Here is a 19758-nt window from a genome sequence, read left to right as displayed (position 1 = left end):
TATATTTGTCGACTTCTTTTAATGTACAGCCAATATTTCACCCACATGCTTATGAATATTTTTGCAGAGCATCGACAAAGGCAAATCGTTGGCATCTGTACCAAAAGGATTTTCGATTTCTTCGGCGATTAGCTCCAAACTAGCCAATACATAAAATATAAATACAACCACAGGAATAACGATATACCCCAAACTAAACACATAGCCAAAAGGCAAAGTCATTACATAAAAGAAAATGAATTTTTTGAGAAATACCGTGTACGAAAACGGAATAGGTGTGTTTTTGATTCGCTCGCAAGCCCCACAGACATCGGTAAAAGTACGAGCCTCTTCGTTGATATACAGCAGCTGTTCGCCCGAAATAATATTATCTCGATACAGTTTTTGTATTTCTTGGTAAATAAGCTTAGCTATATAATTGGGCTTATGATACTCTGCCCCAATTTTGTGTTCAGAAATAAATAATTCGCTGTCGTTTTGATGCCCTCGCAAATGACGTTTTAGAGCAAAAGCATATTCCACAATCAACTTTTCAAAAATCACCCTTTGATGGCTATTTTCTTGAGGCAAAATAGCATTTAATTTTAAGGCAAAGTTTCTCGAAGCATTAGTCAGGCTTCCCCAGTTGCGTCGTCCCTCCCACCAGCGGTCGTAAGCGGTGTTAGTTCTGAATACCAGCAACATCGAAATTACAAAACCTAACATTCCGTGCATCACAGGAATATTTTTGAAATGGCTACTTTCGTTGAGCTTAAAAATCTCCATTTCTAAATAGGCTATCAAGCCCGAATAAGCCCCTATAGCAATAAGCATAGGAAAAAGCTTGCGAAAAGTATCAGCTTTATGAAAGTGAAAAATAAAGGTAAACCACTCTTTAGGGTTGTAGTTAATCATTTGATAGGTTTGTTGTATGTTGTTTAAGTAAGCAAATTTAAGCAAGAATTGAGCTCATCACAAAAAAAGAGCCTCTATTTAGCTAAATAGAGGCTCTTTTTATACTTATTGAAAAAAGGAATCTTAACCTACCGAACCCTCTAGCGATACAGCTAACAGTTTTTGAGCTTCAACCGCAAATTCCATTGGAAGTTGATTCAATACTTCTTTAGCATAGCCATTGACAATCAAGGCAATAGCGGCTTCTGTTGAGATACCCCGTTGGTTACAGTAGAAAATTTGGTCTTCACCAATTTTCGATGTTGTAGCCTCGTGCTCAACGGTAGCAGTTTTGTTATTAACCTCGATATATGGGAATGTATGAGCTCCACAACGATCGCCCATCAACAAAGAATCACATTGCGAGAAGTTGCGAGCATTTTCGGCACGTTTCATTACTTCTACCAAACCCCTGTACGAGTTTTGTGATTTACCTGCCGAAATACCTTTCGATACAATCCGAGACTTGGTATTTTTACCAATATGCACCATTTTAGTACCAGTATCGGCCTGTTGCATATTGTTGGTTACGGCTACCGAATAAAACTCACCAATAGAGTTGTCACCTTTGAGTATTACAGAAGGGTACTTCCAAGTAATAGCCGAGCCAGTTTCTACCTGTGTCCACGAAATTTTTGAGTTGGCCCCTTCACAAATACCACGTTTAGTAACGAAGTTATAGATACCACCTTTACCATCTTTATCACCAGGATACCAGTTTTGTACAGTTGAGTACTTCACTTCAGCATCTTCATGTGCCACGATTTCTACTACTGCAGCGTGCAATTGGTTTTCGTCGCGCATTGGAGCAGTACAGCCTTCCAAATAACTTACATACGAACCTGCATCGGCAACAATCAAAGTACGCTCAAATTGTCCTGTTCCTGCTGCATTGATACGGAAATACGTTGATAATTCCATAGGGCAACGAACGCCTTTAGGAATATAACAAAACGAACCATCCGAAAACACCGCTGCATTCAAGGCAGAAAAGAAGTTGTCTTTTACAGGCACTACCGAGCCCAAGTATTTCTTAATCAATTCAGGATGCTCTTGTACAGCTTCAGACATTGAGCAGAAAATAATTCCTTTTTCGGCCAATGTTGATTTAAAAGTAGTGGCTACCGACACCGAGTCGATTACGGCATCTACAGCTACCCCCGAAAGGCGTTTTTGTTCGTCTAAAGAAATGCCTAATTTCTCAAAAGTACGGCGTAACTCAGGGTCTATTTCATCCAGCGAGTTCAATACTTTTGTTTGCTTTGGAGCAGAATAATATTTGATTGATTGGTAGTCTACTGGCTTATAATGGACATTTGCCCATTTAGGTTCAGACATTCCCAACCAAGTACGATAAGCACTTAGACGCCATTCCAACATCCATTCTGGCTCATTTTTCTTTGCCGAAATTTGTCGAACAACATCTTCACTCAAGCCTGCTGGTACTTCATCTGTTTCGAAATGACTTTCAAAACCATATTTATACTCCGAGGAGGTGATTTCTTCTAAAATATCAATCTCTTCTTTTGCCATTTTATTTGTACGTTACAGTATTAAACTGTTAATAGTAATTTCTCCGATGTAATAAGGAAAAAATAATGTATTTCCCTACAAAATTAAACCAAAAAGCGGAAGAAAAGTTCGGTTGTTTAGAATTTTTCTAAGAAGACACAGTAATTCTACTGATTTTGATACTGAATTTATAACAAATGACGTTATATACTAGCAAATGGAACAGCCCTATTCACAGATTCTTCTAGTGAAATAAACGTTTCGGTTCTTTGGATTCCTGCTACTTTCTGTATTTTGTCGTGCAATACTTCTCTTAGATGAACCGTATCACGACATACAATTTTGGCAAAAATTGAATAAATACCCGTTGTGTAATTAATACTAACCACCTCAGGAATATTCATAAGGTGCTCGGCTACCTCGGCGTATAGTGAGCTTTTATCGAGATAAATACCTAAAAACGCTGAAATGTCCCATCCAAGTTTGGTATGGTCAACAATCAGTTGCGAGCCTTTAACAATACCCATTTGTTCCATTTTTTTCATGCGAACATGCACTGTTCCGCCCGAAACGTTGATTTTTTTCCCGATTTCGGTATAGGGCATATTGGCATCGCTCATCAACAAACCTAGTATTTTTAGGTCTATATCATCGATTTCAGGGTTCTTTTCCATCCTTTTATTTGTATTATACATTATTTTTTTGAAAAATTTGCAAAAATACCCTGTTTTAGAAATGTCATTTTTGCGATTTTGTTAACAAAAATACTATTTTTTTGAACACAATGTAAATTTTAATATTTTTTTATAAAATATTTGCAAAATAATGAACAGTCTATTAATTTTGTATTGTCAAGTTAAACGAAACAATGACACAACAATGTAGGGTGATGAAATTTGGCAGACGTGCCCTCCTGTCTCGGGGGTGATGATAAATGGATAAAGTTAGTATAATGCCTATCGCAAGATAGACTGGGGTTGACCACCAGATTTTGTACTATACCTAACTACATCGTGGAGGTTCGAGTCCTTCTCCTACAGCAAATTATCTGAAATTTTGGGAATATACGATTTGGCAAAATAAAATTTCCTGATTACCTTTATTCTCAGATTATCAGATTGACTACGATAAGTATAAAGTAGTTTTATTTGGTTTTTAGTTTGTTGATGAAGTGTAATTCAAAAAAGCAGTCTTAATGAGTCTGCTTTTTTTGTTTTTAGGCCATTCTATAGGTCTTTTCTTCTTTTTATTAATTAAATATCGCTATAAATACCATTAGCATTTATGTTTTGATAAGATGTGTCTTGGCTAGCTTGTCTCCCAATCTTTGCCCTTTTTTGGAAAAAACAACAAACAAAGTAGCCAAAATTCCTGCCGTAAAATAAATTTCCAACCAATTTGCAAGCCATCTTAACAGTACTTCTTTTAGCCCAATCAAGCTTCCGTCTTCTTTTACTATTCGTATTTGCAGAAGAGTTTTTCCGAAAGTATACCCCTCGGTAAACCATTCTGAGAATGCTCCAAATAGCAATGCAAAGGGTATATAGGTCATTAGTTCGACCACTCCTTCAAACATGGCACTTGCACGATTGGCAAAAAATAACATTACATAAGCCTGAAAGCCTATATAAAGAACGATACAGTCGATTAACTGGGCGACAATGCGTCTGACTAATAAATTGGTTGATTGTGACATATCATTATTTTAATCTACTGCATGGTCGGCGGGTATATCTTTGCCCGACCATACCTTTTGTGAAGTCCACTCTTGGGTAGGTGCAGCCCAAAACTCATCGGTTTCTGGCAAACCCAAAGGCAGTAGAATAGTTGAGCACAAATATAAACTTCCCGTTGTAATATATACATCGGCTATTTCGGGTTGATTGCCATATAAACCTATTTCTAGCCAACCATCTTTGGTAAAAGTAGCTTTACTTTCAGTGGTTTTTCTGATAACAGCAGTCAATGCTCCTCTTACTTGTGCAGGGCTCAGTTCGGCTGCGAGTTTTTTACGAAAAGCCATTTCGGCTAAATGATGAAACGCTCCTCCACGATATACCAATGAGCGTCCTGTAGCAGGAAAAGAACCATCTGGATTGATTAATCGCTCCAAAATAACCGCATATCGTTGATTACGAGATTTTAATTTAGCTGTTTGCCAATTAAACGTAGTTGTTTTTTTGTTAAAAACCTCTATCATCGTAGCCAAATAAGGGTGAATTACATAACTATTATAATAATCGAAGTGAAACTTTTCTCCGTCCGAATAGATACTATCGCCCAGATACCACTGCTCTAGCTGTCTGAAGCAATATTCTACCCGTACAATATCCCATTCTAAACCAAATTCACAGAAAAAAGCTTCTATCATTCCCGAAAACAATATCCAGTTACTAAAACCTGGTTTTATCTGGCGAGTTTTCAAAAAGGCATTTACTACATTGGCCTGCACTTGTGCGTCCAGATGATTCCATAACCAAGGACAACGTATAAATGCGGCTGCCAAAAAAGAAGCATCTACCAAAGGCTGGCCTCCTTTGTCAAAAACCATGTAGTCTTTGGCTTGTGGATTGACGGCATTGGCTACCGCCTTGATAGCCCAAGCCCTATAACCATTGCGTAAGGCTATTTCTTTAGCCGAGCCACCTTCTAGGTTTAGCCAAGGAGCAATACCCGTCATTATACGGCCAAATGCCTCTAAATAAGCTACTTCCTGACGTTGAGTAGGGTTATCTATGTGTTTTGACATGGTTTTGGGCATCACAATTTTGAGGCTGTCGTTGGCCAAGCTTTGTAGAATAGGTTTTGCCAGAGCATCTAAATGGCTTAGCCAAAATGCTCTATCATTGTTTTTTGTACCAGATTGTGCCATGCTCGATTGAGCAAACAAGCACAAAACTAAAATTAGCTTTTTATATTTCATTGTATTATATCTAAAAACAATCTGCGTAAAATATATATTTCAGCTATTATCTGATGAATATATACACCCGATAATAGCTAAAACAACCTGCTAGAAAAGCCTATACAGCTATCTATTAACCTTTTAAGCAAACTTACTTCAATGCCTGATACCTTTTCATGGCCTCTAAGAAATAGTAATCGGCATAGGTAAGAGGTACATCGACCTCGGTATTTTGAGGAATATGCCCTACACAATGCTTGATTAAAAATCCACCATTTTTGCCATAAGCTGCCTTATAAGGAGGTTTTGACAGAGCATATAACATGGTTTCGGCAGCCGAAATATAACCTTTTGATTGATTTCCTTTAACATAAGTACTCAGTTCGAGCAAAGCAGAGGCGGTTACTGAAGCAGCCGAAGCGTCGCGCAAAGCTTCGGGAATATTGGGAGCATTAAAATCCCAGAAAGGGATTTTGTCGGCAGGTAAATTGGGATGATTCAAGATAAAACTAGCAATATGCTTGGCTTGCTCTAAGTAAATAGGTTTTTTTGTTTCACGATACATCAGCGTATAGCCATACAAACCCCAAGCCTGCCCCCTAGCCCAAGCCGATTCATTGGCAAAGCCTTGTGCTGTTCTTTTTTGCTGTGCCAAGCCCGTGCTGGTATTATAATTGATAACATGATATGAGCTAAAGTCTGGTCGAAAATGATTTTTGAGAGTAGTATTGGCATGTGTTATAGCCACTTTGGCATACGTAGAATCGCCTGTTTGACGGGTTGCCCAAAACAACAATTCTAAATTCATCATGTTGTCGATAATCACCAAAAAATCAGAAGGTTTTGAGTCCCACGATTTAATACAGCCAACAGTGGGGTTAAATCTGGTGATTAACGATTTGGCACTGGTCAACAGAATTTCTTTGTATTCGGGCTTGGGGTCAATAAAATTGGCATTACCAAAGCTACAAAACATCATAAAGCCCAAATCGTGAGTGGTGGTATTATATTTTTCTTTTTCCAAATCTTTCAATATTCGTAAAGCTTCAGTGTAGGTTTGTGGGTCTTTGGTTTGCTCATAAATATACAGCAAAGAACCAGGATAAAACCCACTACACCACCAATCAGAGTTGCTAAACTCATATTTATCGGTATTGGGAAAATACGTTTTGGGAAATTTGGTAGCGGGCAAATGCTTGGCTAAAAACTGGTATTGTTTTTCGGCATCTTTAAAATTTTGCTTGAATAACTTTAGTAAAACCTCACGAGAAGGATGTACTGTTTTGGCTTGTCCCCAGCTTGGAAGCATAGCACTTCCCCACACCAACGACAATGCAATCATAAAATAGGTTATTTTTTTCATAATGAATTAGTTATTTTTATACACTTTACTAATAGCCATGGCAAAATGCAGACTATAGCTTAAAAACAGTCTATTCACTAAATTTACTGTTTCGGTCACAATTTAATTCTTTCTTTGGTACAAGATACATGGACTTACCACGCTTCTAACAACAATTATATAACCCTTTTTCCCAATGCCTATTCTCAACTTTGCCCAAAATTTCAACAACAAACTTGACTGCCCGTATTTCACTACGATTAGGCTCAATACGCCCAAATACAAAATAGGTGTAGTCTTTGATATTGAACTTCAAGATACCATCATCAAAAAAGCCGAGGTTTTAGACATCAGAATCTTGACCCTTGATACCCTCGACGAATGGACATGTTTGTTAGACGCAGGGCTGGGCTTGGAAGAAACGATTAGTCTTCTCAAACGATTCTACCAAGTTAGCGACTGGAATACCCAAGAATTGGTCTTTGTATTATTAAAATCCTGCTAAATACCTCAGTATATAACATCTTGCTTTTTTATGTACATTTATGTCATTTTCTCTTAAAAACCCCCAATATTCTATGAAAAAACTGTTATTAGCCCTGTTATCGTTGGTTTTTTGTACTGCCGAAGCACAGCAAAAGCCCATTCATTTAATTCCTGAGCCTGTGCAAATTAGTACACAAAAAGGTGATTTTTTCTTGCGAAATACCACCAGTGTTTCAATTAATCAAGAAGAAATACGCCCTACCGCAGTAATTCTGTGTCGGCAACTTAGCCAAGCTACTGGCTGGAAATTTACCCCACAAAAAGGCTTAGCAAAAGCCAATAGTATTCATCTTTTGTTGAATTCAACACCAAATCCAGTATTGGGCAAAGAAGGTTATACCCTAGAGGTAACGGCTCAAGGAGTAAAAATCACAGCCAATTATGTAGGAGGCCTATATTATGGCGTACAAACTGTGTTACAATTATTACCTACCGACATTGAAAGTACCAAGGCTGTACAACGTACATGGCCTATTCCTTTTGTCAAAATCACCGATTTTCCTCGTTTTGCATGGCGTGGTGTTATGTTAGACGTAAGCCGCCATTTCTTCCAAAAAGACGAAGTAAAGCGTTATATCGATGTTATGTCTCGAATGAAATATAACACTTTTCACTGGCATTTGACCGATGACAACGGCTGGCGAATCGAGATAAAATCATTGCCTAAACTTACCCAAGTGGGTGCTTGGCGTGTACCTCGTATCGGAAAATTTGGCTCGTTGGATGCTCCCAAAGAAGGTGAAGCAGCTACCGATGGTGGGTTCTATACTCAAGAAGATATTAAAGAGGTTATTCAATATGCTCAGGAAAGAAATGTAACTATTGTTCCCGAAATCGACGTACCTGGTCATAGTATGGCGGCTATTGCGGCATATCCAGAGCTTTCTTGTACCAAAGACCCCACCACCAAAGTAAACCCAGGCAGCAACTTTTCGGAATGGTATGGCAATGGCAAGTTTAAAATGTTTATTGATAATACCCTAAATCCATCCGACGAAAACGTTTATGTATTCTTAGATAAAGTATTTACCGAAGTGGCAGCACTATTTCCAAACCCTTATATCCATGTTGGTGGCGACGAATGTTACAAAGGTTTTTGGGAAAACGACCCTAATTGCAAAGCCCTTATGCAACAAGAAAAAATGACTCATGTCGAAGAACTCCAAGGGTATTTTATGAAAAGAGTAGAACAAATTTTGAAGAAAAAAGGCAAAAAACTCTTAGGTTGGGATGAAATCTTAGAAGGTGGTATTGCTCCTGAAGCTACCGTAATGAGCTGGAGAGGCTTGAATGGTGGCATTGAAGCTGCCAAACTTGGCCATGATGTAGTAATGACTCCCGCACCTTTTGTTTATATCGACTATATGCAAAGCGACCGTACCCTCGAACCACCTATTTATGCTACTTTACGCCTCAAAACTTGCTACAATTTTGAGCCTATTCCCGACGGAGTAGATGGCAAATATATCTTGGGTGGTCAGGCCAACCTCTGGACAGAGGCTATCCCGACGTTAAGCTATGCCGAATATATGACCTATCCGCGTTGTTGGGCTTTGGCAGATGTATATTGGTCGCCCAAAAACAAACGCAATTGGGACAACTTTATTCCTCGGCTGGAAACCCAATTTCAACGAGCCGATTTGGCTGGCATCAATTATGCTCGTGGAGCTTACGATGCCATTATTACACCAAGCATAAAGGATGGCAAATTGTTGGTAAACCTAGAAGCCGAAATTCCACAATTAGATATTTTCTATTCTATCGACGACACCGTTCCGAGCAAGTATGGCAACAAATACAGCCAAACTATCGAAATACCCGAAGGCCCTATTACGCTGCGTGTCATAACATATCGCAAGGGACAGCCTATTGGTAGATTAATTACCCTAAAAAGAGATGAACTCAAAAAACGAGCAGGACAATAAGCCTCCTTTCATCTGCTTTTCGTTTCGGCTTATACCTCTGCTGAAGCTGTATATCTAATCGTATAGTTGCGATTAGTAAATGTCTTGTGAAAAAAGTATTTTGCAATGAAATCATTTACTAAAACCTTCATCGCAACTATATGAACCGCTCGGGCAATTTGAGATAATGCTCATTTGTACCAAATTGCCTGTGCGATTCATCTGTTTTCGATAAAATTAACGTGTTAAATAACAGATGAAAAAACTCTTCATTTTGGCTGGTATGTTGGCCTTTTCAACCTACTCTTTTGCCCAAAACACTTATCAAAACCATTCCCAAATAGCTTCCCGCCTCAAAGCCATCAATAGTAAGTTTGGCACAAAAGCCACTGTGCAATCTATTGGTAAAAGTAAAGGCGGACACGATATTTTTGTACTTACACTAGGCAAAGGAAACACCACCAACAAGCCTGCTATCGCTATTTTGGCAGGTATCGACGGGCAGCATTTGGCAGGTACAGAAGTGGCTATTCAGTTGGCCGAAAAATTAGTGGCCAACGATTCGCTAAGCCAACTTCTCGATACCAAAACCTTTTATATTATCCCAAGCATAAACCCCGATGCTCAAGAACAGTTTTCGGCAAAACTCAAGTTTGAACGAAGTGGTAACGATGTAGATACCGACGACGACCGAGACGGCCGCCTCAACGAAGACCCTTTCGAGGACTTGAACAACGACGGGCAAATCACTTTCATGCGTATCGAGGACCCTACTGGTACTTATATTATTAGTAAAGACGACCCTCGGGTAATGGTAAAAGCTGACCCCGCCAAAGGCGAAATCGGTAAATATATTGTACTAACAGAAGGCATCGACAACGATAAAGATGGCCTATTCAATGAAGATGGTATTGGTGGTGTCAATATCGATAAAAATGGTACTTACGATTATCCTATTTTTACACAGGGCTCGGGCGAGTACGCTGCCTCTGAGTCTGAGACAAAAGCCCTTCTCGATTACCTTTATCAATCTAAAAATATTTTTGCAGTATTAACTTTTGGCCCTGCCAATAACCTTTCGGAAGCTCCAAAATTTGATAAAAGCAAAACCGCCAAACGTATTATCACAGGTATTTTAGAAAAAGATGCCACCGTTGGTGAACAAATCTCAAAACTCTATAATACGCAAACTGGCTTGAAAGATGCTCCAGCAATGCCACAAACCAAAGGAAATATTGCCCAAACAGCCTATTTCCACTATGGTCGCTATAGTTTCAGTACGCCTACTTGGTGGGCTCCCAAAGTAACTGCCGCCAAAGATTCTAGCAAAAAAGAAGCCAGCAAAGTACCCGACAAAAGTGGCGATAACGATGATATTAAATACCTAAAATGGGCAGATACTCAGAAAATAACCAATGCGTTTGTCAACTGGCAAAGTATAAAACACCCCGACTTCCCTGATAAAAATGTAGAAGTTGGAGGAATTGCTCCTTATGCCAAACTCAACCCTCCTGTTGCGTATCTCAACGAAATCACCGACAAACATCTTAAATTCCTAAGTGCTTTTGTCAAGCAAATGCCCGACATTCAGGTGGTTAATGTACAGAGCGAGGTCGTTTCGGCAGGCTTAACCCGTGTAAGTGTTCAGGTAGTTAATAAAGGATTACTACCAACCAATGCCGAAATTGGCGACCGAGTAAGATGGGTACAAAAAGTAAAAACAGAATTAAAACTTTCGGGTAATCAAACCATTATTTCTGGCAAAAAAATTAATCTCCGTGGCTCGCTAGCTGCTGGCGAAGTACAAGAATATAGCTGGCTTATTAGTGGAAGTGGTACGGTGGGTATCGAAGCGGGTGCTCCTACGGCAGGCTCAAAATCGGTTACAGTTACTTTGAAATAATACTTCTTCAACAACTTTATTTGTATTTACGAAAATGAAAAAATATATATCCCTATTTCTTTTATCTTGTTCGTTAAGCAGTTTTGGACAAGACAAAACCCCCAACGACGATTTGACAGGCCTACGTGCTATTGGTACACCAGCCAACCCAAAAGTTAAAATTAGCTGGAATCACTACAACGATTATGCCATGATTACTAAATTTTGTCAAGACCTTGCCAAGGCTTATCCCGACCTCGTAAAATTGGAATCGATGGGCAAATCTACCCAAGGGCGTGATATGTGGGTACTCACTATTTCGGATACCAAAACAGGCAATGTAAACCGCAAACCTGGTTTTTATATTGATGGCAATATACATTCCAACGAAATTCAGGGTACTGAAGTAGCCTTGTATACAGCTTGGTATTTGGCCGAAAGCTATAATAGCTTGCCGTTTATCAAGCAGCTTCTTCAAGACAAAGTGTTTTATATTACGCCTACTATCAACCCCGATGCCCGTGAGGATTTCTTGAAAAATCCTAATACTGCCAACTCGCCACGCTCGGGGATGCTCGCCTTTGACGATGATGGTGATGGGCTAGCCGACGAAGACAAATTTGATGACCTCGATGGCGACGGTAATATTGTAATGATGCGTCGCAAGTCGCCCAATGGCCGCTGGAAAGTAGATTGTGATAACCCACAACGCATGATTCCTGCCAAACCCGACGAACGTGGCGAATACGAAATGCTGGGCTACGAAGGGATAGACAACGATGGCGATGGGGCAGTAAACGAAGATTTGATTGGCTATTATGACCCCAACCGCGACTGGGGTTGGAATTGGCAACCCGACTATATTCAGCGTGGGGCATTGTACCACCCCGGTACTTTGGCCGAAACCCGCAACATCAAAAACTTTGTGATGGCTCACCCCAATATTGCTGGAGCTCAGAGCTACCACAACAACGGTGGTATGTTTTTGCGTGGGCCTGGTGCAGAAGAAGATGCTGGGTTTTATACCGCTCAAGATGGTGCTGTTTATGATTATTTTGGAAAAATCGGTGAAAAAATCAACCCTGGTTATAAATACTTTGTGATTTACAAAGACTTATATACTGTTTATGGAGGCGAAATCGACTGGCTGGCTTTAGGTAGAGGGGTTTTTACATTTTCGACAGAACTTTTTACGTCTTATAAATTATTCAATAAGACTTCGGATGAAGGGCGTTTTCAAAATAACGACTTCGACGAATTTAGCCGCCAATTGCTATTCAATGATGGTTATGTAGCTTGGAAACCATTCAAACACCCTCAGTATGGCGATATTGAAATTGGTGGCCCTAAGAAAAACTACCTCCGCAATCACCCTGGATTTATGCTAGAAGAAGATGCCCACCGCAATATGGCATTTACGATTTTGCACGCTTCACAAATGCCGAAATTAGAGGTTTCTGAAATCAAACAAAAAGCTTTGGCAGGTGGATTTACCGAAATAACGGCAACTGTTATTAATACCAAGGTAATCCCAACGCATTCGGCTCATGACCTCAAGTACAAAATCGAGCGTCCAGACTATATTACCCTAAAAAATGCAACTGTTGTAGCTGGAATGGTTGTTGAAAATGAAGATAGCAATCAAACCAAAGAACAAAAATTTACCCCTCAAACCATAGAAGTACCTAATATTTCGGGAATGGGAGCGGTAAAAGTTCGCTGGATTATTAAAGGAAAAGCCGACAAATTATTGGTAGAAGTAGATAGCCAAAAAGGAGGAATTGTCAGCAAAACGCTGTAAATTGATTTGCCCCAAAACCCAGTTTGTAGAAAAATGTGTTCTACAAACTGGGTTTTTTACTTTTTAAACGCCATTGTTTCAACAACAAAAATACCAATACCGCCCAAGGTGTTCCGTGCAGTACAAAATCACACCAATCTACGGCTTGCATACCAACAGCCCCCCCTGCAATCCAACGCAATTTTCCCCAAATATGTGGCTCTGGACGAAAAGGAGCTAACCCCAAAGTAAGGCTCACGATTAGAGCCATTCGGACAGACAAGATGCTATTCATTTGTTTTTTGTGCTGTTTTAAATGGAAATAACTGTTGGTCAACAAAGCCTTCTGGAAACATTTCTACCTGCTCAAAACCAAGCGGAATATTAGCCTCCTCGTTGGGAGTATAGGCCGTTCCGAAAAGATAATCCCAGATACTCAAGGTTATCCCAAAGTTGATACCCATTTGATTAGGAATATATTTGGCATGATGCCAGAGGTGCATTTGAGGATTATTGAAAATGTATTTTAACGGCCCCAAAGGTATCCGAATATTGGAATGATTAAAATGTCCAATAGCCAATGTAAAAATATGTACCATATAAAAATCTTGAATCCCAAAACCTATCATAGCTAAAGGCAAATATTCAAAAAAACGATACACGATTGTTTCCATAAAATGATACCGTAAATGAGCTGCAAAACCCATCTGAGTAACCGAATGATGTAGTTTATGAACCTCCCACAACCACGGCACACGATGCAAAAGCCGATGTACATTCCACTGAACAAAATCACGCACAACAAACAGCGTTAGCAACTGAGCCATAATCGACCACGAGGCTATTTGGATAGCTACCAAGTTGCTGACACCCCATGCACCTAATAAATCCTTAAAAGCTTCTACCAATACATTAGCAATAGCATTGTAACCAATCAATGAAAAGAGGAAGAAATTAAAGAACATATAAAAAGCATCTTGCCAAAAGCCTTTCCTAATAATAGCCTGTTTTTTTCGCCAAGGAATAAGCACTTCCAGTCCAAAAAAGAATAGCGATATAGACAACAAGCCATAAAAATAATTATGCCATGAGGGATGCGTGATTTCATCGAGCAAATAATAAAAGTAGCCCACAAAACCATTCAAAAAGGTTTCTAGATATTTCATTACTTTACTTCTTCAAACGCTACGGTATCTTGCGGTTTATTTTCCTGCTTTTTTTTTATCGGAACAGCACAAGCTCCCCCACAACCTGTATTGGTAATAGCCTGAAACAACACTACGGCACTTAGTCCTAATAACAAAAAATCTTTTTGTATTACCCCATTTGCCAAAGCCCATACGCCTACTGCCAAACGAATAAAACGCATAATAGTCCAGTTTTGTAAATCCATTTTGTTATAACGATTAAGTTGATTTTTTATATCAACAAATATATGAACATATTTTCATTTAATAACATTCGGAAAAAGCCTTGACACAAAATATTTTATCTCAAGGCTTTTTTTAAGCTTTAATATTATTCCGAATACGGCTAAGGCTATCGGGGTGAATCCCCAGAAAAGAAGCCAAATCTTTGACAGGAATCAGCCTGAGGGCATCGGGTTGGTAGGTTATCAAATTAAGATAACGCTCTTCGGCACTTTGCGAAATCAAGCTATAAGTGCGTTTGGTTTCTCGGATATACAATCCTTCAGCAATACGTCGATGAAACCGCTCGGCATTTTTAGAACGCTCCAGCAACTCCAAAACAGGTTGATAATGCAAACGCATTGCTGTAACCTTTGTAACAGCCTGAATACCTATACTAGAAGGAGTTTGTGACAAACACGATGAAAAGGAGCTTACAAAATTGCCTCTAAAACCCAAATCGACACAAATTTCTTTATCTTCTTTGAATGAAATATACTTTACAGCACCTTCAATAATAAAATACGTACTGGTTTCTACCTGCCCAATTTCGGTCAAAAACTCTTTTTTCTTAAAATGTACTTCTTGGATATGGCCACGATAAAACTCCCATTCTTCTGACGAAAAATTGGCTAGCTTGAAGATTGCCTCCTTCACTGTTTCTATTTTTTGGGAATTTACGACCATTGCTCACATTAAATTAGTGGTTAAGTTAGCGAGTCACTTTATTAAATATCTGATAATAAGCCCTACAGTATTTATCAACCTAAAAGAGCTGAGCAAACCTGCAAGCAAATGACCCAAAGTTGAAAATCAATTAAATACCAAATCATTGATTTTCAAATACTTGTCATCTTCTAGTCTTCTGGATAAGGAATATAAATAAAACTAGCAAAGTCGTTGTCAAACACAAATAAGCAACAAAACTCGTCGGGGTCTTTATAACTTGTTTTAAAAACCTCAACATTCTCTTCGGCAATAATACCTCTTTGTACAAACTCTTCCATAACGGTAGCGTGGTAATTCCATGTATTGGCATTGAGTTCTTGAATACCAATAAGCTTTTGCCCTACTGGTACAGGATTTTGGGATACCGCAAAAATAGGATATTTAGAAAAACCTCTCGTTCTGATTTGATACGATGCCTCTTTGATAAACTCAGCTACCAACGCAAAGTCGGAAGAAATAATGCCCAAGTATTTTCCATTCAATTCAGGAGAATTAGGAGCATTGGATATGGCTTGATAGTCTTCAATCATGATAATTTTAATATTAATAAATAACTTGCTTGAAACAAAATGTACCTTTTTTACATTCTGGCTGCGGCCAATAAGCTTAAATCTTTATAGGCTAAACCTAGCTTTTTAGCGATTTGGGCATTGGTCAAGCTACCTTTATAACAATAAACACCTTTCATAAAAGCTTTGTTCGCAAAAATAGCTTCTTCGATTCCTCCTGTTTTGCCTGTTTTCAACAAAAATGAAGTAAAAATATTGCTCAGTGCCTGAGTGGCCGTATGAGCTACCCTCGACGGGATATTGGGTACACAATAATGAATAACATCGTATTTGCGATAAATAGGCTGTGCCAAAGTGGTCATTTCGGAAGTTTCAAAACACCCCCCTTGGTCAATACACACATCTATTAGCACCGAGTCGGCTTTCATTCTCGAAACCATTTCTTCAGTAACAATACAAGGCGTAAAGCCATCGGCAGCACGCAAAGCCCCAATCACAACATCGGCTTGGGCAATAGCCTCGGGCAATACATGAGAGTCGATAATACAGGTATATAAATTTTGACCAATGAGGTATTTGAGGCGTTGAAGCTTATAAATATCCTTATCAAATACTTTTACATCAGCCCCTAAGCCTATAGCTGTACGTGCGGCATATTCAGACACCGTACCTGCTCCCAAAATCACGACTTTGGTAGGTGGTACACCCGTTACACCTCCCAATATTACCCCCATACCGTTGTTGGCACTACTCAGGCATTCGGCAGCAATCAGCATGACGGTACTACCTGCAATTTCGGACATCGCCCTGATTAATGGCAAACCACCCACATTGTCTTCGATATATTCGTAACCTAAGCCCGTAATTTTTTTACGATTCAGTTTTTCAAAATACTCTTTGGTAGCTTTTTGCATATTCAGAGCCGATACCAAAGTAGAACCATGTTTTAGGTATTCGAGTTCTTCGTCGGTAAGAGGTTGTATTTTTACAATCAAATCGGCGGCCTTGAAAAGTTCCTCTTTTGAATAGGCAATCTGAGCCCCAGCTTCAGAGTATTGGGCATCGGTAAATTTTGCCCCTTCTCCTGCCCCTGTTTCAAGCAAAACTTGATGCCCATTTCTTACCAATAGCGACACAGCATCGGGGGTTAAAGAGATGCGTTTTTCTTGCATTGTTATTTCTTTGGGTAAACCAATATACAAGCTTTTTGCATTTTGCTTGGTCCATACCAATGCTTCTTGAGGCATCAATGACGACTGCGTTAGCCCCGACTGTGCTAGTATTTCTTTAAATCCTGATTGTTTTGCCATTTCTTTTATTCAATACAATAAATGGTTTACTTTAATACGAAAACGCCTCGGTCTTTGTCACAACAATTTATTGGATTGTATTATTCCTGAGTTTTTTGCAATGTTATTACTCTTTTCCCGTCTGCTTCTACCACAATATTGACTTCGAGGTAGCTGAGAGGCAATAAATTAGAAATCTTGGAAGGCCATTCTACCAAGCAGTAGTTGCCCGAATCAAAATATTCTTCGACACCCATATCCATAGCCTCTACTTCATGCTTGATTCTATAAAAATCAAAATGATAAATAGTCTTGTCTTCTTGTGTAATATATTCATTCACAATCGAAAATGTGGGGCTTTGAACGTGGTTGCTTACCTGCCAGTGTCGACACAAAGCCTTAATCAAAGTAGTTTTGCCTGCCCCCATCGAACCCTCAAAAAGCCAAATAGGATATTCCTTTCCAAATTCAATGATTTGTTTGGCTACAACAGGTAGTTCATCGAGCGAATAATACGCTATTTGTTGTGTATTCATTTTGGTAATTTAATAATTTTCTACAGTAAAAAGATATGTATTGGGGTACTTCTATCAATAATTCCTTTGACACATATCTGCTGACAATGGATATTTTTCTATCTATTAAATATCACCTAGCTGTGGACGTAACAAAATTTCTTCCAAAACAGTTGATGCAGGCATTTGGTAAGCCGTCCATATCACCTCGGCTACATCCTCAGAACGCATAAAACGCTCGATAGGCAAATCGACACCAGCCCAAGAATTGGTATAGGTAGCACCAGGCAAAATACTAGTTACACGTACCAAATGCGGTTTTAGTTCTTCTCGGAGTACCTTGCTCATACCTAACAACGCGAATTTAGAAATACAGTACGAGCCCCCATTGGTATAAGCCGTAATACTGGCGGTCGAACAAATATTAAAGATATGCCCTGCTTTGGCAGTAATCATATCGCCCACAAAAGCCCTTGTTAAATAATAGGCACTATACACATTGGTTTCAATCATGGCTTCAAGTGTGCCATCATTTTCATTGTGGATTTGCCCCGGAATAAAAAAACCTGTATTATTAACTAATATATCTATCCGAGGAGCTTGCTGTTTTACCAAGTCGGCAAAAGCCAAAACTTCCTGTTTTTTTGATAAATCAGCTCGAAAAAAAATAACATTTTCTAATGCTGCAAGCGTAGGGTCTTCCGAACGAGCACAAGTGAATACTTGATATTGCTCACGAGCAAATTTCTCTACAATCGCCCTTCCAATTCCTTTGGTTCCACCTGTAACTACAATGGTTTTCTTCATTTGTTTATATCAACGGTTACGTTTATTCTTGTTTGGTTTGTTATCTTTGAACTCGAATCATCAATTTAGGGCTTATTAGGCTCTTTGATAAATCGGCAACGAAGTTACTAACTTATAACTCTTAACTGAAAACGAAGTGACAAGAATAGGTAGATATTTCATTTTCTTGGGGAATTTATTTAAAAATCCTGAAAAATTCAGGGTTTATGTGGAATTGGTTTTTGAGGAAGCCTACGAAATTGGTATTAATTCCCTGCTCATTGTTTCAATTGTTTCGTCGTTTATTGGTGCTGTTACTTGTGTTCAAACGGCGGCCAACCTATCGAACCCATTTGTACCACGTTATATTATCAGCTTGATTGTACGTGACTCTACGATTTTGGAGCTTGCTCCTACGATTACGTCGATTGTATTGGCGGGAAAAGTTGGTTCTAATATTGCCTCTCAACTGGGTACAATGCAAATCACTGAACAGATAGATGCTTTGGAGGTAATGGGTATTAATTCAACTTCTTATTTGGTATTACCCAAAATTCTTGGGGCTATGATTACCTTTCCAATGCTAGTAGCCTTGGCTGGTTTTTTGTCTATTTATGGCGGTTATTTGGCAGGTTGGCTTTCTGGAGCTATTTCTCCAGCCGAGTATATCCAAGGCTTACGTTTCGATTTCAATACGAGTTACGTTCCTTTTGCTATGATTAAATCGGTAGTATTTGCTTTTCTGATTGCTTCAATTTCGGCATTTCAGGGTTATTATACCAGAGGAGGTGCACTAGAGGTTGGTCAATCAAGTACCAAAGCTGTAACCAATAGCTGTATTGCGGTTTTGGTAGCCGATTATTTGTTAGCTCAATTATTGGTTGGAGCATAATACCATTACACAACAATAAATAGGTCGCTTATTGAACCCTCAAAGGATAAAATAAGCGACCTATTTGTATGTTTATGATTTTATAAATACAGTTCCAACTCCCCTAATCCTTGTCTGATAATCTCAAAGTCATCGGTAGTAGCGTCTACAATGGTAGAAGGCACATTGTTACCAAAACCACCATCAACCACAATATCGACAAGGTGTTGAAATTTATCGAAAATCAATTCGGGGTCGGTAGAGTACTCGATAATATCGTCTTCGTCACGGATAGACGTTGTTATAATAGGGTTTCCTAGTTCTTTTACAATCAGTCGAGGGATTTCATTGTTGGGAATCCTCACACCTACCGTTTTTTTACCTTGAGCCAACACTTTGGGCACTTTATTGTTTCCGTCCAATACAAATGTAAAAGGGCCTGGCAAAGCTTTTTTCATGAGCTTAAAGGCCGCATTAGAAACCCTTGCATAGTCGGCAATATGACTCAAATCATAACATATAAACGAGAAATTATTTTTATTAGGTTTAATTCCTTTAATCTGACAAATGCGTTCGACCGCCCGTGTATTATGAATATCGCAACCCATCCCATAAACGGTGTCGGTAGGATAAATAATAACTCCCCCTTCTTTGAGGCACGATACAATTTGGTTGATTCGTTTTATATCAGTACCCTTTTCATATAATTTTATGTACTCTGCCATAGCGATTCAATAGTTAAGTTTGCCATTTTATGTGTTATCTATGAGGTAGAACAACTAAGTTAAAATCAAATATAATATCTTAGGCATTAGAAATATCCTGATTGCTAGACAAATTCCCAAA

At 39.0% G+C, this 19758-nt stretch carries 20 protein-coding genes; 5 read left to right on the top strand and 15 right to left on the bottom strand.

Annotated elements, in window-relative coordinates; all coding sequences use genetic code 11:
- Positions 1 to 18: 18 nt before the first annotated feature.
- From FLEMA_RS0106015 to FLEMA_RS0105990, 6 genes are all read right to left on the bottom strand, one after another.
- On the bottom strand, positions 19 to 894 hold the full coding sequence (locus tag FLEMA_RS0106015; protein WP_026994686.1) for a bestrophin family protein: 876 nt from the start codon (positions 892 to 894) through the stop codon (positions 19 to 21).
- A 123-nt stretch (positions 895 to 1017) separates the two neighbouring features.
- A complete protein-coding gene (gene sufB / locus FLEMA_RS0106010) occupies positions 1018 to 2466 on the bottom strand; it encodes a Fe-S cluster assembly protein SufB (protein WP_026994685.1) in 1449 nt (482 codons plus the stop codon).
- Positions 2467 to 2648: 182 nt separating this feature from the next.
- Positions 2649 to 3119: an Lrp/AsnC ligand binding domain-containing protein gene (locus FLEMA_RS0106005; protein ID WP_026994684.1), complete on the bottom strand. Its 471-nt coding sequence runs from the start codon at positions 3117 to 3119 to the stop codon at positions 2649 to 2651.
- 608 nt (positions 3120 to 3727) lie between these two features.
- On the bottom strand, positions 3728 to 4141 hold the full coding sequence (locus FLEMA_RS67675; RefSeq protein ID WP_026994683.1) for an RDD family protein: 414 nt from the start codon (positions 4139 to 4141) through the stop codon (positions 3728 to 3730).
- A 9-nt stretch (positions 4142 to 4150) separates the two neighbouring features.
- The gene (locus FLEMA_RS0105995) at positions 4151 to 5368 is read right to left on the bottom strand and encodes a DUF2264 domain-containing protein (RefSeq protein WP_026994682.1); all 1218 of its coding nucleotides are present in this window, start codon (positions 5366 to 5368) and stop codon (positions 4151 to 4153) included.
- A gap of 133 nt (positions 5369 to 5501) precedes the next feature.
- Complete coding sequence (locus FLEMA_RS0105990; protein WP_044170941.1) at positions 5502 to 6713, bottom strand: glycoside hydrolase family 88 protein; 1212 nt, start codon at positions 6711 to 6713, stop codon at positions 5502 to 5504.
- Positions 6714 to 6888: 175 nt separating this feature from the next.
- Here FLEMA_RS0105990 and FLEMA_RS0105985 point away from each other — a divergent pair, with 175 nt between their 5' ends.
- The 4 genes from FLEMA_RS0105985 to FLEMA_RS0105970 all read left to right on the top strand — a co-directional run bounded on the left by FLEMA_RS0105985 (position 6889) and on the right by FLEMA_RS0105970 (position 12825).
- Positions 6889 to 7197, top strand: coding sequence for a hypothetical protein (locus tag FLEMA_RS0105985; protein ID WP_026994680.1), 309 nt, complete (start codon positions 6889 to 6891; stop codon positions 7195 to 7197).
- 73 nt (positions 7198 to 7270) lie between these two features.
- A complete protein-coding gene (locus FLEMA_RS0105980; RefSeq protein WP_026994679.1) occupies positions 7271 to 9163 on the top strand; it encodes a beta-N-acetylhexosaminidase in 1893 nt (630 codons plus the stop codon).
- A gap of 235 nt (positions 9164 to 9398) precedes the next feature.
- Positions 9399 to 11045: a M14 family metallopeptidase gene (locus tag FLEMA_RS0105975; protein WP_026994678.1), complete on the top strand. Its 1647-nt coding sequence runs from the start codon at positions 9399 to 9401 to the stop codon at positions 11043 to 11045.
- Positions 11046 to 11079: 34 nt separating this feature from the next.
- Entirely contained in the window at positions 11080 to 12825 is a 1746-nt protein-coding gene (locus FLEMA_RS0105970; RefSeq protein ID WP_026994677.1) for a M14 family metallopeptidase, read from the top strand.
- Positions 12826 to 12865: 40 nt separating this feature from the next.
- Here the strand turns inward: FLEMA_RS0105970 and FLEMA_RS0105965 are convergent, their stop codons facing one another.
- The 8 genes from FLEMA_RS0105965 to FLEMA_RS0105930 form a co-directional block, all read right to left on the bottom strand.
- A complete protein-coding gene (locus FLEMA_RS0105965) occupies positions 12866 to 13099 on the bottom strand; it encodes a hypothetical protein (RefSeq protein WP_026994676.1) in 234 nt (77 codons plus the stop codon).
- Positions 13092 to 13970 carry a sterol desaturase family protein gene (locus tag FLEMA_RS0105960; RefSeq protein WP_026994675.1) on the bottom strand — a complete coding sequence of 293 codons (879 nt, stop codon included), beginning with the start codon at positions 13968 to 13970 and terminating at the stop codon, positions 13092 to 13094. Before FLEMA_RS0105960 ends, FLEMA_RS0105965 begins: the two co-directional genes overlap by 8 nt.
- Positions 13970 to 14197, bottom strand: coding sequence for a hypothetical protein (locus tag FLEMA_RS0105955; RefSeq protein WP_044170937.1), 228 nt, complete (start codon positions 14195 to 14197; stop codon positions 13970 to 13972). The genes FLEMA_RS0105960 and FLEMA_RS0105955 overlap by 1 nt, the downstream gene beginning before the upstream one ends.
- Before the next feature lie 112 nt (positions 14198 to 14309).
- Complete coding sequence (locus FLEMA_RS0105950) at positions 14310 to 14900, bottom strand: Crp/Fnr family transcriptional regulator (RefSeq protein ID WP_044170935.1); 591 nt, start codon at positions 14898 to 14900, stop codon at positions 14310 to 14312.
- Between the two features lie 170 nt (positions 14901 to 15070).
- Positions 15071 to 15472 (bottom strand): hypothetical protein, encoded by a 402-nt coding sequence (locus tag FLEMA_RS0105945; protein WP_044170930.1) that lies wholly within the window; start codon positions 15470 to 15472, stop codon positions 15071 to 15073.
- Between the two features lie 50 nt (positions 15473 to 15522).
- A complete protein-coding gene (locus tag FLEMA_RS0105940) occupies positions 15523 to 16761 on the bottom strand; it encodes an alanine dehydrogenase (RefSeq protein WP_026994671.1) in 1239 nt (412 codons plus the stop codon).
- 80 nt (positions 16762 to 16841) lie between these two features.
- On the bottom strand, positions 16842 to 17276 hold the full coding sequence (tsaE, locus tag FLEMA_RS0105935; protein WP_026994670.1) for a tRNA (adenosine(37)-N6)-threonylcarbamoyltransferase complex ATPase subunit type 1 TsaE: 435 nt from the start codon (positions 17274 to 17276) through the stop codon (positions 16842 to 16844).
- Between the two features lie 105 nt (positions 17277 to 17381).
- Complete coding sequence (locus FLEMA_RS0105930) at positions 17382 to 18062, bottom strand: SDR family oxidoreductase (protein WP_026994669.1); 681 nt, start codon at positions 18060 to 18062, stop codon at positions 17382 to 17384.
- A gap of 136 nt (positions 18063 to 18198) precedes the next feature.
- On the opposite strand from FLEMA_RS0105930, the gene FLEMA_RS0105925 reads away from it, so the two are divergent.
- Complete coding sequence (locus FLEMA_RS0105925; RefSeq protein ID WP_026994668.1) at positions 18199 to 18933, top strand: MlaE family ABC transporter permease; 735 nt, start codon at positions 18199 to 18201, stop codon at positions 18931 to 18933.
- Positions 18934 to 19013: 80 nt separating this feature from the next.
- Here FLEMA_RS0105925 and FLEMA_RS0105920 read toward each other — a convergent pair whose 3' ends face one another.
- Positions 19014 to 19637 (bottom strand): L-threonylcarbamoyladenylate synthase, encoded by a 624-nt coding sequence (locus tag FLEMA_RS0105920; protein WP_044170925.1) that lies wholly within the window; start codon positions 19635 to 19637, stop codon positions 19014 to 19016.
- Positions 19638 to 19758 lie beyond the last annotated feature (121 nt).

Source organism: Flectobacillus major DSM 103, assembly GCF_000427405.1.
In the GTDB taxonomy this organism is placed as follows: domain Bacteria; phylum Bacteroidota; class Bacteroidia; order Cytophagales; family Spirosomataceae; genus Flectobacillus; species Flectobacillus major.
This window is presented reverse-complemented; position numbering and strand designations above follow the sequence as displayed.

Coding starts and splice junctions, on each gene's coding strand:
- FLEMA_RS0105950 (WP_044170935.1), bottom strand. CDS start 14,900: ATGGTCGTAAATTCCCAAAAAATAGAAACAGTGAAGGAGGCAATCTTC.
- FLEMA_RS0105985 (WP_026994680.1), top strand. CDS start 6,889: ATGCCTATTCTCAACTTTGCCCAAAATTTCAACAACAAACTTGACTGC.
- FLEMA_RS67675 (WP_026994683.1), bottom strand. CDS start 4,141: ATGTCACAATCAACCAATTTATTAGTCAGACGCATTGTCGCCCAGTTA.
- FLEMA_RS0105945 (WP_044170930.1), bottom strand. CDS start 15,472: ATGATTGAAGACTATCAAGCCATATCCAATGCTCCTAATTCTCCTGAA.
- tsaE (WP_026994670.1), bottom strand. CDS start 17,276: ATGAATACACAACAAATAGCGTATTATTCGCTCGATGAACTACCTGTT.
- FLEMA_RS0105990 (WP_044170941.1), bottom strand. CDS start 6,713: ATGAAAAAAATAACCTATTTTATGATTGCATTGTCGTTGGTGTGGGGA.
- FLEMA_RS0105995 (WP_026994682.1), bottom strand. CDS start 5,368: ATGAAATATAAAAAGCTAATTTTAGTTTTGTGCTTGTTTGCTCAATCG.
- FLEMA_RS0105970 (WP_026994677.1), top strand. CDS start 11,080: ATGAAAAAATATATATCCCTATTTCTTTTATCTTGTTCGTTAAGCAGT.
- FLEMA_RS0105955 (WP_044170937.1), bottom strand. CDS start 14,197: ATGGATTTACAAAACTGGACTATTATGCGTTTTATTCGTTTGGCAGTA.
- FLEMA_RS0105960 (WP_026994675.1), bottom strand. CDS start 13,970: ATGAAATATCTAGAAACCTTTTTGAATGGTTTTGTGGGCTACTTTTAT.
- FLEMA_RS0105965 (WP_026994676.1), bottom strand. CDS start 13,099: ATGAATAGCATCTTGTCTGTCCGAATGGCTCTAATCGTGAGCCTTACT.
- FLEMA_RS0106005 (WP_026994684.1), bottom strand. CDS start 3,119: ATGGAAAAGAACCCTGAAATCGATGATATAGACCTAAAAATACTAGGT.
- FLEMA_RS0105920 (WP_044170925.1), bottom strand. CDS start 19,637: ATGGCAGAGTACATAAAATTATATGAAAAGGGTACTGATATAAAACGA.
- FLEMA_RS0105940 (WP_026994671.1), bottom strand. CDS start 16,761: ATGGCAAAACAATCAGGATTTAAAGAAATACTAGCACAGTCGGGGCTA.
- FLEMA_RS0105980 (WP_026994679.1), top strand. CDS start 7,271: ATGAAAAAACTGTTATTAGCCCTGTTATCGTTGGTTTTTTGTACTGCC.
- FLEMA_RS0106015 (WP_026994686.1), bottom strand. CDS start 894: ATGATTAACTACAACCCTAAAGAGTGGTTTACCTTTATTTTTCACTTT.
- sufB (WP_026994685.1), bottom strand. CDS start 2,466: ATGGCAAAAGAAGAGATTGATATTTTAGAAGAAATCACCTCCTCGGAG.
- FLEMA_RS0105975 (WP_026994678.1), top strand. CDS start 9,399: ATGAAAAAACTCTTCATTTTGGCTGGTATGTTGGCCTTTTCAACCTAC.
- FLEMA_RS0105930 (WP_026994669.1), bottom strand. CDS start 18,062: ATGAAGAAAACCATTGTAGTTACAGGTGGAACCAAAGGAATTGGAAGG.